The organism is Aquitalea sp. (assembly GCF_030150775.1).
Taxonomy (GTDB): Bacteria; Pseudomonadota; Gammaproteobacteria; order Burkholderiales; family Chromobacteriaceae; genus Aquitalea; species Aquitalea denitrificans.
The window spans coordinates 45394-58193 of record NZ_JASLFG010000056.1; the positions used below are offsets into that span (position 1 = coordinate 45394).

Annotated in this window: 7 protein-coding genes; 2 read left to right on the forward strand and 5 right to left on the reverse strand. The window is 60.2% G+C overall.

Features of this window, described 5'->3' with window-relative positions; genetic code table 11:
- Nucleotides 1-119 precede the first annotated feature (119 nt).
- A complete protein-coding gene (locus QVF59_RS18615; RefSeq protein WP_287881790.1) occupies nucleotides 120-2036 on the reverse strand; it encodes a bifunctional diguanylate cyclase/phosphodiesterase in 1917 nt (638 codons plus the stop codon).
- Between the two features lie 8 nt (nucleotides 2037-2044).
- Complete coding sequence (locus QVF59_RS18620; protein WP_287881792.1) at nucleotides 2045-2713, reverse strand: transglutaminase-like cysteine peptidase; 669 nt, start codon at nucleotides 2711-2713, stop codon at nucleotides 2045-2047.
- 163 nt (nucleotides 2714-2876) lie between these two features.
- Between QVF59_RS18620 and QVF59_RS18625 the strand changes: the two genes are divergently transcribed.
- Nucleotides 2877-4409: a TolC family outer membrane protein gene (locus tag QVF59_RS18625; protein WP_159874661.1), complete on the forward strand. Its 1533-nt coding sequence runs from the start codon at nucleotides 2877-2879 to the stop codon at nucleotides 4407-4409.
- A gap of 63 nt (nucleotides 4410-4472) precedes the next feature.
- Here QVF59_RS18625 and QVF59_RS18630 read toward each other — a convergent pair whose 3' ends face one another.
- The 3 genes from QVF59_RS18630 to QVF59_RS18640 all read right to left on the reverse strand — a co-directional run bounded on the left by QVF59_RS18630 (nucleotide 4473) and on the right by QVF59_RS18640 (nucleotide 10130).
- Nucleotides 4473-6122, reverse strand: a complete 1650-nt coding sequence (locus QVF59_RS18630; RefSeq protein WP_287881794.1) for a methyl-accepting chemotaxis protein — start codon at nucleotides 6120-6122, stop codon at nucleotides 4473-4475.
- A 203-nt stretch (nucleotides 6123-6325) separates the two neighbouring features.
- Complete coding sequence (locus QVF59_RS18635; protein WP_287881796.1) at nucleotides 6326-7120, reverse strand: TatD family hydrolase; 795 nt, start codon at nucleotides 7118-7120, stop codon at nucleotides 6326-6328.
- A gap of 31 nt (nucleotides 7121-7151) precedes the next feature.
- Nucleotides 7152-10130, reverse strand: a complete 2979-nt coding sequence (locus QVF59_RS18640; protein WP_287881798.1) for a bifunctional diguanylate cyclase/phosphodiesterase — start codon at nucleotides 10128-10130, stop codon at nucleotides 7152-7154.
- Between the two features lie 420 nt (nucleotides 10131-10550).
- On the opposite strand from QVF59_RS18640, the gene QVF59_RS18645 reads away from it, so the two are divergent.
- The gene (locus QVF59_RS18645) at nucleotides 10551-12761 is read left to right on the forward strand and encodes a TonB-dependent receptor (protein WP_287881800.1); all 2211 of its coding nucleotides are present in this window, start codon (nucleotides 10551-10553) and stop codon (nucleotides 12759-12761) included.
- Nucleotides 12762-12800 lie beyond the last annotated feature (39 nt).

The following is a 12800-nucleotide window of genomic DNA, read 5'->3' on the forward strand; positions in this document are numbered from 1 at the left end:
CCCGACAGGCCGACAGCCTTGCCCGCTGTCGGCTTTTTTATTGCCCAGTGCCTGGTGGGCTCGGCAGCAAAAAGCCCTGCCAGCAAGACGGGCAGGGCTTTGTGTTGCAATGTGCTTGCTCAGCTGATGGCCGGGCCGGTCAGGCTGTGCACACCCATGTCAATCAAGGCTGCCGCATCCTCCGGGCTGGCAATGCCCTTGGCCTCCAGCTGAACGCCCATCAGCGCAGCCATGCGCAGCAGGCCGCGCAGCAGGGCAGAGCGCCCTTCGTCGGCATGAATGCCCAGCGTCAGGGTATTGTCCAGCACCAGATAGCTGATGCTGGCCTCATGAGTACGGGCTACCAACGCCAGATTATGCCCCTGGATTTCCACAGCCAGCTGGTGGCCTGCCGGGCGAATGGCGCGGCTGAAGGCGACAAAGTGCTCCCAGTGCTCATCCAGCCCGGTTTCATGGAATTCAAAATTGATCTTGCGTTCCGGGTAATGCTGCAACAGCTGCAGGATGGACGGCAGGAAGTCAGGGTGCTGCAAGGAAGCGGGCGACATGTTGACGGCCAGTATCCCGGCCGGGCCGCGGCGCAGGGCCAGGCTCAGCGTATTGATATCCAGCCGGTGTACCAGTCCCAGCCGTGCGGCCTGTGAAACCAGGCGCAGCGCGCCCATGGCGGCAACGCTGCCCTGTTGCGGCCGGAACAGCATGCCCTCATGCCACAGCACGGTTTTGTCAGCATCGCATACCGGATACCAGCGCAAGCGCAGCGAATCATCCTGGCAGGCGGTTTCCAGCAGGGCTTTCCAGTCTGGATGGATTTCATGGCTGGCTGTTTCATCCGCCTTGTCCATGCTCCAGCTGTTAAGCGGCTGGGTTTCGGCCAGAGTCAGGCTGTCACTGGCGCGGCTCAGCACCTCGGCCAGCTGGTCGCCACTCTGGAAGGGGGTGATGCCGATATGGCCCAGCCCCGGCTGATCGGAAAGGTCCATCGTCCAGTACACCGGCCACAGCAGGCAAAGCTCATCGGCCAGCTTGCCAGCTTCGTCGTGACCCAGTTCCGGGCAGAACAGGGCAAAGTCGGCCCCACGCAGGCGGGTGGCCATCCAGCCACGGTGAGTCTGGCACTGGGTGGACAGATCATCAGCCACCCGCTTGAGCAGGGCATCGGTACGCCGTCCGCCCAGGCGCTGGTTCAGCTCGGCCAGGCCGGCCACCCGGATAAGCAGCAGATGGCCGCTGGCCGGGTCTGCTTGCGGGTCGAGCAGGCTGGCAAAGCGCTGTTCAAAGGCTTCGCGGTTGGGCAGGCCGGTACTGCTGTCGGTCAGCACTTCACGACGCAGGCGGTCCACCTCGTCGCGCAGACCCAGCAGGTAGTTTTGCAGCCGTTCCACCATGTGGTTCATGGCCATGCCCACTTCCGCCAGCTCCGGAATGCCGGGCACGGGAATGCGCATGAAACGCTGTTCGCTGATGGCGTGGGCTTGTGCCACGACGGCATGCAGTTCGCGACGCAGGCTGCGGATGTCGAAAAATCCAAGCAGCCCGGCGGCAACGCCGATGATCAGCAGCCAGAATACGGTTTGCAGTGCGCCCTGCCACAAGGAGCTGTAGGCATAACCCAGATGCGCACTGACCACGATGCGGCCTGCCTGCAGCCAGCCATTGCTGACTTGTGCCATGCCAGTTTGCGGTTTCAGCGGCAGTAACTGGCGGAACCACGCCGGGGTGTCTTCAAAGCCGTTGCGGTTGCGCAGATGGATGGCCTGTTCGGCTGGTACGCCTTCCCAGCTGATCTCGGCAAAGTGGCCTTGTTCGAAGGCTGCGCCCAGCAGGGTTTGCGCCATCACCGGGTCCGCCTTGTACTGGGTCACCATCAGGGCCAGTGCATTAGCGGTGTCAGCGCTTTGCGCGCTCAGCTGTTGTTCCAGATAGCTGCGTGCATTAAGCAGATTGGCAATCAGCGCACCGCCAATGGACAGCGCTACCAGCAACAGCAGCAACAGCCACAGGCGCTGCACCAGGGAAAGCTTGCGTGATTTCACGGGGGTGCTCAAAAGGTAAAACCTTCCGTTTTCAGTTTGTCCAGCAGCTGTTTCCAGCGGGTCAGCCGGTTGACATTGTTGTTCTGTGTTCCACCCACCCAGATGCTTTCCATATTGAAGCTGAACACTGGGATCAGGTCTGGGCGCTGCGAGGCTGGCTGGATGCTGGTGATCAGGTTATCCAGAATCAGCGGCTCCACCATCGGACTAGGATAGTATGCCAGCACCATATGCGCCTGGGTGACATTGCTGGAAGGGCCGCCAATGCGGGCCTTCACATAAGTCAGCCGGATCTTGTCCGGGGCCACGCCCAGCATGCGCAGGGACACGTATTTGCCTATCACGAAGCCCTTGCAGTCCGCCATGCCCTTGCCAAAGGTTTCCAGCGGTGTTGCCCAGTAATCTTCCTGCCGCCACACCTGGCTGTTTTCGGCATAGGTGATGCGACGGTTGAAAAATTCATTCACTTCTTTCAGGCGCTGATTATCGCTGCTGCCGGCATTGTTCAGCATGGTTTGCCAGTCGCGGTACAGCCGCTGTGCCTGCGGGCCATAGCGTGACACTGTCTGCTCGCTGGGCAGGCTGCTGCCGGTTACTCCCAGGCACAGCAAGCAGCTGAACAGCACAGGCAGCAGCAGGCGCAGCCAGCCCCACGCCGTGCAAGGCAGGTTGTGCACGGGCATTTTGCGGAGTGTGGCAGGCCGGGAACAGATCAATCGCATGGCATTATTTATGTAAAAAACTGGCAGCGTCAGTAAAAATCCGTGTGTATAATTTGATTGTATTGTGTTTTAACTTTTTGTTTAAAAAAAATCATATATTTCATATGGGATAGTATCGATGAGAAATTTGCGCAAATCCATCAGTTTGTCGGTAGCCATCGGCCTGGCCGGTGTTGCTGCATTGCTGCCACAGCAGGCCAGTGCCATTGAAGTCACAGCTGCTGTGCAGCAGGCTATTCTGAACAACCCGGAAGTGCTGGCCAAACTGCACCAGTTTCGCGGAGCCGGCCAGGATGTAAACGTAGGCCGGGCGGGTTACATGCCAACAGTTGATCTGAGTTACGAATCCAATCGTCAGCGTTACGACTACCCCAGCACCGTGGCCGTAGCCGACCAGAACTACACCACCCGTGGCTGGAAGCTGAGCTTGAGCCAGAACCTGTTCCAGGGCCTGCAGACCTATAACACGGTCAAGCAACTGGGTTATGACGAACAGGCGAAATATTTCGATTTCCTCGATTCCACAGAAAGTATGGCCTTGCAGACTGTTCAGGCCTATCAGGACGTGCTGCGCTACCGTCAGCTGCTGGATAGTGCCCAGGAAAACTACGCCATCCACAAGGGAATCTTCGAGCAGATTTCCCAGAAGGTCCAGGCAGGGGTTGGCCGTCGCGTGGATCTGGAACAGGCTGCCGGCCGTCTGGCACTGGCGGAAAGCAATCTGATTACCGACACCTCCAACCTGCATGATGTCTCGGTGCGCTATGCCCGTCTGACCGGCAGCGATGCGCCGGCCCAGCTGAGCGAGATTCCGTCGATGAAGGCTGCGCTGCCGGCCAGCCCGGACCTGATCAAGAATGCCGTTGTGCGCAATCCGGCTTACCTGAGTGCGCTGTCCAGCGTACGTTCGGCTCAGGCCGAGGTGAATGTGCGCCGCGGTGCCTTCTCGCCCACGCTGGACTTGCAGGCCAGCAAGGCACCTACCGATAACTACGATGGTTACAATGGCCGTACCAAGATCAGCTCGGTGGCCGTTATCTTCAACATGAATTTGTTCCGTGGTGGTGCCGACCGTGCCCGCCTGGGCTCGGCTGCCGAAAAGCTGAACACCACCAAGGATCTGCGCGACAAGGTATGCCGCGACATGCGCCAGACCCTGAGTATTGCCAACAACAATATCGTCAAGCTCAAGGATCAGATGGAGTCGCTGCGTCAGCATCAGTTGTCCACGGAAAAGGCGCGCGATGCCTATCGCAAGCAGTTTGATATCGGCCAGCGTACCCTGCTGGATGTGCTGGACAGCGAAAACGAGCTGTTTGATGCGCAACGTGCCTATATCAACGCCCAGTCCGATTACAAGCTTGCCGAAGCAACCGTGCTGGCCAATTCGGGCAGCTTGCTGCAAACCCTGAAGCTCAAGCCGGTGGAAGACTTCAAGACCGATAGCAGCCTGAACGAAGAAGAGCAGAATGCCTGCAACACCGCTTACACCCCGCCGGCAGTGGTGGATGTGAAGTCGATTGCGGCACGTCAGTACACGGCAGCCGCTGCCGAACCGCTGGCGGCTGCAGTACCGGCAGCCCCGCTGACCGCCAAGCCGCTGAAGGCCAAGGCCAAGGCGAAAAAACCGCTGGCCTCTGCCGCCAACTGAGTGGCTGACCTTGCATGAAAAAGCCGCCTGTGAAGGCGGCTTTTTTTGTGGCGCTACGGGTGGTCATACCCTGAAACGGTTCAGGCTCTCGTCCAGGGCCGCGGACAGGTCCTTCAGTTGCTGTGCCAGTTGGTGGGATTCCTGCACTGAACGGTTGGTGCTGTCGTTCATCTGGGCAATCTGTTCCACATTGCGGGCTACATCCTGACTGGCCTGGCTCTGTTCCTTGATGGCGCCGGCCACATCGCCGATCTTGTCTACCGAGCGCTGTGACAGATCCCGGATCAACTGCAGTGATTGCGCTACTTGCTGGGTGCTGCTGACGCCAGTTTCAATGCGGGCATTGGCTTGCTGCATGCTGACAAAGGCCTGGCGGGTATCGGTCTGCACGCCGGAAATGCGTGCAGAGATTTCTGCGGTGGCCTCGCTGGTGCGCTCGGCCAGCTTGCGCACTTCGTCGGCCACCACGGCAAAGCCGCGTCCCATCTCGCCAGCGCGGGCAGCTTCGATGGCGGCATTAAGGGCCAGCAGATTGGTCTGGTCGGCAATGTCGCGGATCACTTTGACGATATCGCCGATTTCACCGGAGCGCTGGTTGAGCTGTTCGATCACCTGGGCGGTATCGGTAATGCTGCTGGCAATGTGGCGGATTTCTTCTGCGGCCTGTGTTGCCAGCTGGCTGCTGCGGGTGGCTTCGCTGGTGGCATTGCGGGCCTGTTCTTCCACCCCCAGGGTATTGTCCGACACCATCTGGATGCTGACGGTCATCTGTTCGATGCTGGCGGCACTGGCAGAGGCTGCTTCGGACTGCCGGTGCGAGGCCTTGGCCACATAATCGCTGACATCACCCAACTGGTCGGCTACGCCCACCAGTTGCGAGGAGTAGCCGTGTGATTCCTGGATCAGCGTCCGTACCGTACCAACCAGATCAGATACCGAGCGGCCCATGCTGCCCAGCTCGTTACGGCCCAGATCGGGCAGTTGGTGGGTCAGGTCACGGCTTTGGGCCAGATGCTGGCTGCTGTCGCGCATGCTGTTGAGCGGGTGGCGGATGGAACGGATGATCAGCCAGGACAGGGCAATGCCCAGTAGCAGGGCAATGGCCAGCAAGGCCATGACCGCATTGCGTACCGAGGACGAAGTGGCGTTGATCTGGCTGCCCAGTGCATTGACGGCGTCTACTGCCGCCGTGCTGATGGTTTGCAGCATCTCCTCCATCTGATGCACGTTTTCCTTGAACTTGCTGATGGCGGCATTACCGTCTGCCGGTGTGGTGATGGTGCCGGCTTCCACCTGGCTGCTGACGCTGTTGAAGCCGTCGGCATAGGCTTGCAGCAATTCACCCTGCTTGCGCACCGGGCCGGACAAGCTGCTGCTCAGGCTGTTATTGCCATCGGCCAGCGACTGCGACAGCTTGCCCACCGTGTCCTGGGCCTTGGCGTAGGTTTCCTTCCACTTGGCCAGATATTCCGCCCGCTTGCCGCTGCTGGCGATATTCAGGTAGTAGTCTTTTTCAAAACGCCGCAGATTGCCCATGTGTACGCGCAGCTGCGACACATCGCGAAAGAACACCAGTTCGTGGCTGGAGACCTCCTCGACCCGGTGGTCGATACGGCCCAGTCCTTGCAGGGTGATGCTGCCGATAATGGCGAGCGCAAGCAGCAGCAGGCCAAAGCCCATGGTGATGCGTGCGGCGATGGATAGATTTTTCATGATATTCCCCGTACCTCTTCTTCAGGCTGCAGGCAGAGGATGCTGATGCATTCTGCTTGCCTGTTACTTCATGCCGATGGCCGGAAGCTGCTGTCAGGATGGCGGGTGATTGCGGCCATCTATTCTGTCTGGTGCATCCGGTCTACACAGGGCCCGCACATTAGCATGGTATTGCTTGATAATCACCCCGCACCGCCACATTGTTATGTTGGCAATGGCAGGCCGATGGCCTGGTAAGTATTGCGCCACAGGGCGAGCCTTAACTCATTCAAGTCGATGTTGCGCAATTCGGCCATGACAAATGAAAATTTTTCCACATTGGCCGGAACATTGGGCTGCTGCTGTGCCCATTCCGGACGGATATCCGGAGCATCGGTTTCCAGCACCAGGGCGGACAGCGGGAGGGTGGTGGCCAGCTCGCGGATGCGCCGTGAACCGCTGTAGGTCATGGCACCGCCAAAGCCCAGTTTGAAACCCAGCTGAATGAAGGCGTCCGCCTGCTGCCGGCTGCCGTTGAAGGCATGGGCAATACCGCCGGGGACGGGAATCTGGCGCAGGTATTTGAGAATGCGGTCTTGCGCGCGCCGCACATGCAGCAGCACGGGCAGATTGTATTTGCGTGCCAGTTTCAGCTGTTCCACCAGCAGGCTTTCCTGCCTGGCGGCATCCAGCCCCGGCAGGTAGTAATCCAGCCCGATTTCACCCACCGCCAGCGGGGCATGCTGCTGCAGGTGTTCTTCCAGTATCTGCAGATGATCGTCCAGATGACGCGACAGGTAGATGGGATGCAGTCCAAAGGCAATCCAGCAGCCATAGCGTGCGCGCATGGCCAGGCTGTCGGCAAAGCTGTCGCTGTGGATGGATGGCAACAGCAGTTGCCCGACGCCGCTGGCCTGAGCGGCAGCAACGATATCATCGCGCTGGCCATCAAATTCCGGAGCATCCAGGTGGCAGTGGGTGTCGATCAGGCAGGGGCCGGGTGCGCTGTGGAAATGCATGCGAAACTCCACGGTGTTAAGGCTGGTGTAGCTAGCGGTCTTGCAGCAGCTGCAGGAAATCGGTAATCGGCATGGGCCGGCCAAACAGATAGCCCTGAAAAGCGTAGCAGTGCTGTTGTAACAAAAACGCGCGCTGGCTGGCGGTCTCCACGCCTTCGGCAATCACCTGCAATTGCATGCTGCTGGCCAGGGCCACAATGGTACGGATGATGGAGACATCATTCACATTGCTGTCGATGTCCCGCACGAAGGACTGGTCGATCTTGAGCTGATCCAGCGGCAAGCGCTTGATATAGGACAGCGAGGAGTAGCCGGTGCCGAAATCATCCAGCGAGAAACACACGCCATCCTGTTTCAGTGTGTTCATTTTGTGGATGGTATCGTCTACGTCCTGCAGCAGCAGGCTTTCGGTCAGCTCCAGTTTCAGGCGCTGTGCCGGCGCACCGCTCAAGCGCAGCGCATTACGTACCATGTCGACAAAACCGGCCTGATGGAACTGGCGGGCGCTGACATTGACTGCCAGTTCCAGTCTGGCTGTGGCCGGGTTTTCCGCCCATTCGGCCAACTGGTGGCAGGCGGTGTGCAATACCCATTCGCCCAGCGGCACAATCAGGCCGGATTCCTCGGCCAGCGGGATAAAGCTGACCGGTCCCACCAGTCCATGCTCTGGCCTCTGCCAGCGCAGCAGGGCTTCGGCTCCGCTGATGTGTCCGTCGGCATCCACTTGCGGCTGGTAGTAGAGCACGAATTCCTGCTGTTGCAGCCCGCGTCGCAGTGCTGCTTCCAGCTCGGCGCGGGCGGTAACGGCCTGCTGCATTTCCGGGTCGAAAAAGCGCAGGGTGTTGCGACCGGCGGCCTTGGCCTGATACATGGCCAGGTCTGCCCGCTTGAGTAGTTCCTCCACCGAACTGGCCTCACCGTCAAACAATACCGCCCCCATGCTGCAGGTGCTGTGGTGCATGCCATCCAGCATGGGATAGGGGCGGGCCAGGGCTTCCAGAATCTGCTGGCCGATGCCGCGTGCCAGCTGGGCAGCCTGAGCCGCTTCGCTGTCCAGGCTTTCCAGCATCACCACGAATTCGTCGCCACCCAGGCGTGCCACGGTATCGCCCGGTCGCAGGCAGTCATTCAGCCGCAGTGCCACCTCTTGCAGCAGCCGGTCGCCCATATCGTGGCCCAGGGTATCGTTGAGCGTCTTGAAATTATCCAGATCAATAAACAGCAAGGCACCGGTTTGCTGGTGGTGCAGGCTGTGTTCCAGAGCCATTTGCAGCCGGTCTTGCAGCAGGCGGCGGTTGGGCAGTTGGGTGAGCGGATCGTAGAAGGCCAGCCGCTTGATCTTGTCTTCAGCTGCCTTGCGCTGGGTGATGTCGCTCATGGTGGCCACATAGTGGCTGACGCTGCCGTCGTCACCCAGTACCGCGCTGATGCTGAGCCATTCCGGATAGATTTCCCCGTTTTTACGCCGATTCCAGATTTCTCCCTGCCATGCCCCCAGTTCCTGCAGGCTTTGCCACAGGCGCTGGTAAAAGGCGCTGTCGTGACGGCCAGATTGCAGCAGGCTGATCTTGCGCCCCACCACCTCATCTGCGGTATAGCCGGTGATGCGGCTGAAGGCTCCGTTTACCCGCAGGATGACGGTGTGGCAATCGGTTACCACCATGCCTTCTTGGGCTTCGAATGCCGTGGCAGCAATACGTAGCAGCTGTTCGGCGTGCTTGCGTTCGCTGATATCGCGGGCTGATGCATAAAGATAGGGCCGGCCGCCGATGGTGACGGTCTTGGCATTGATTTCCACGTCCAGCAAGCTGCCATCCTTGCGCCGATGGCGGCTTTCAAAGCGCTGGCCGTGGGTGCCGCTATCCCTGATCAGCTGCTGCAGTTGCTCGGGCGGGATTTCCCTGTCCCAGTCGGCCAGGACAAACTGACGCATTTCCTCCATGTCATAACCCAGCATGCTGGCAAAAGAAGGGCTGTATTCGGTCAAGCGGCCATGTTCATCCAGAATGTGAATGCCGTCGGATGCCGTTTGCAGCAGTGCGGCCTGGCGCATGGTTTCCGACAGCGCGGTATGTTCGGCGGCTTCCCGGTCTGAGGTTTCCTGCTCCAGTGCACGGGTGCGCAATGCCACCAGCAAGGCCAGCTCGGCACGGCGGCGACGCAGTTCTACCATCTGCCAGGCCAGCCAGCCCAGCAGGCCGCTGATTACTAGTACCAGCAGGCTGTTGATGGCAATGCGCTGCTGGTTGTGCCAGCCATCCCTGGGCTGGACATCCAGCAGCCATGTCCCGTTAGGCATGTTGATCTGGTAATGCACCGGGTCGTTCAGGGTGGGGGGGATGTGCTCTGAGGTTGCCAATATCTGTACCTGGCGGGTGTCCGGGTGCTGTCGCCACAGGCTGTAGCGGTAGCCGCGCTGTGACAGCCAGTTCAGTCCGGCGCTGTGCAACACATCCGGAAAGCGCAGTAGTGCAATGGCAAAGCCCCAGAATACCGGCGCACTGTGCTTGTCCGGGCTCAGAAACACCGGCAGCCGTCCCACCGCGCCAATTCCGCCTTGCACCAGTGGAAAGGGGCCGGCCAGGGTCATCTGCCCGCTGTTGCGGGCGATAAAGGCTTCCTTGTTGCGTGTGGGGTCGGCCAGCAGATTATGGCCCAACGCCTTTTCATTGCCCTTGAACGGATAGATTTGCTGCACCACCCCACCCGGGGCCAGCTGCAAGGACATCACGCCCGGATAGTAGGTAATCAGCGGGCGGGCAAAGGTTTCGAAATCATCCAGCCGGCCACGGCCCTGGCGCACCATGGCGCTGAGCGCATAGGTAGAGGACAGCGCCCGATCGATGGCCACCTTTACGGCATTGCCACGGTCGGTGGCATCTGCCAGCGCCTGGGAGCGGGCAAGCTCTTCATCCTGTCGTGCGGCCACGCATACCGCCGCCATGCCAACCAGGCCGGCGAGCAGGGTAATGAAAAGGCTGATCAGCCAGGTGTGCCAGATCTTGTTCACGGTGGTCGCTACGGGGTGGTGGAAAGTAACAGCGCCAGGATGGTCGGGTGCAGGATATTGCCCTGTCCGCACACGAGATGGTACGGCCCAAGCCAAGTCCCCGGGCCAAGTCCTAGTGTACTGAGCAAGTTTGTCAGATGTCATGCTAAACGCAAAGAAACTCACTTGCGCGTTTCAGACTACATGACGTGGCATCTCCAGGACATGGGCAAGGCCGCCTGCTGCGGCAATTGGTCACATCCCAGCTCCGCGTCAACTTGCTACGCTCGCCCTGGCAAATGTCAAACAGCTGTTTGGTCATTGCAAGCAAGCCTGAGTGCTGGATGAACAGCCAGCCCAGGTTGGCTGATAACACGGCCAGACAAGACCCGGCTCTTGATCCGGCATGCCTTCCTTTCCGTCGCTCACTTGGGAATAACCATGCAATTCCACGCCAAACCGGCCGTCCTGGCCGTTACCCTTGCCCTGTCCGCCTTTCCCCGCATGGCACAAGCAGCCGACAGCAGCACCGAACTTGTACAACTGCCGGATGTTGTGGTGCATGGCAGGCGCAGCAACAGCCAGGCCGATGGCAGTACGCTGCGCCTGCCGCAACTGGCTGGTCAACAAGCCCGCAGCAGCGACAGCGCCCAGCTGCTGCAAGACATCCCCGGCCTCAATCTGCATGCCGCCGGTGGCTTCTCCAGCCTGCCGGTACTGCGCGGCCTGGCCGACGACCGCCTGCTGGTAAAAACCGATGGTGCCAGCCTGATTGCGTCCTGCCCCAATCACATGAACTCCCCGCTGTCGTATATGGATGCCAGCAAGGTGGACAGCGTGCAGGTGTATAACGGCGCAGCCCCGGTCAGCGCCGGGGGCGACAATATCGGCGGGGTGATTGTGGCCAGATCCGCCGCCCCGCAATTTGCCGAGCCAGGCCAGATATTGCAGACCGGCAGCGTGGGCGCGTTCTATCGCAGCAATGGTGACGCCCGTGGTGCCAATGCCAGCGCCACCCTGGCCAACGACCATGTCAGCATCAACTACACCGGCTCCACCGCCCGCAGCAACAACTACGACGCCGCCGCCGATTTCAAGAAATCCGGCCTCGCCGCCACTGGCCGCGCCTGGATGGATGGCAAAACAGTAGGCTCCACCGCCTACCAGACCGAAAACCACGAACTGGGCGTGGCCTGGCGCGACAACTACCAGCTGCTGGAAGCCAAAGTGGGCGTGCAACGCACCCCGTACGAAGGCTTTGCCAACCAGCGCATGGACATGACCGACAACAGCAGCAACCAGCTGAACCTGCACTACAACGGCCAGTTTGCCTGGGGCGAGCTGGACGCCCGCCTGTACAGCCAGTATGTGCGCCACAGCATGGACTTTGGCGATGACAAACAGCTGAATTACATGGGGGACATCGGCATGCCGATGGACTCTGCCAGCCACACGCTGGGCGGCAGCCTTAGTGCCGAGCTGGCGCTCAACGCGCGCGACAAACTGAAACTGGGCAGCGAAATCCAGCGCTACAGCCTGAACGACTGGTGGCCGCCGGTGGCCGGGGACACCATGATGATGGGGCCGGAAACCTTCTGGAACATCAAGAACGGCAAGCGCAACAAACTGGACGTGTTTGCCGAATGGCAGGCGGACTGGACAGCACAATGGCGCAGCATCATCGGCGCACGGCTAAGCCAGGTGAAAACCGATACCGACAATGTTTCCGGCTACAGCAGCATGTACGCCTCCAATGCCGCCAGCTTCAACGCACAAAACCACGCCCGTACCGACCTAAACCTCGACCTGTCCGCACTGGCCCGCTACACCCCGTCGGCAACAGAGCAATACGAACTGGCCTACGCGCAGAAAACCCGCTCCCCCAATCTGTACGAGCGCTACACCTGGTCCAGCAACACCATGGCCGCGGTGATGAACAACTTTGCCGGCGACGGAAACGGCTATGTCGGCAATGCCAACCTCAAGCCGGAAGTGGCCCACACCCTCAGCAGCAGCGCCAACTGGCACGCCGCCGACGGTGAAGCCTGGCAGCTCAGGCTCAGCCCCTACTACAGCTATGTGGAAAACTACATCGACGCCCAGCGTTACGGCACGGCCAACAACAACCAGACCGCCACCACCGGCTACGTGGTGCTGCAATACGTCAACCAGAACGCCCAGCTATACGGCGTGGACGTCAGCGGCAAGCTGCAACTGGCCAAAACCACCAGCTTCGGCCGCTTCGATGCCACCGCCCAGCTCAGCTACACCCGTGGCGAAAACCTCACCACTGGCGACAATCTGTACAACATCATGCCGCTCAACGCCAAGCTGGCACTGGTGAATACACTGGGGCAGTGGACCAGCACCGCAGAATGGCAGGCCGTCCGCGCCAAAACCGACGTCTCCGCCGTGCGCAACGAAATCAAAACCCCCGGCTACAGCCTGTTCAACCTGCGCACCCGCTATGAAAACAAACGGTTCAGCGTGGACGTGGGCATCGACAACGTGTTCAACCGCTTCTACACCCTGCCGCTGGGCGGAGCCTACACCGGCCAGGGCATGACCATGAGCCGCGCCGGCATCCCCTGGGGCACAGGCGTGGCCGGCCCCGCCCGCTCGCTGTACACCGCTTTCAACCTCAAGTTCTGACCCCGCCTGATTTGTCCGCCAGATGGCGGCCACAACCAA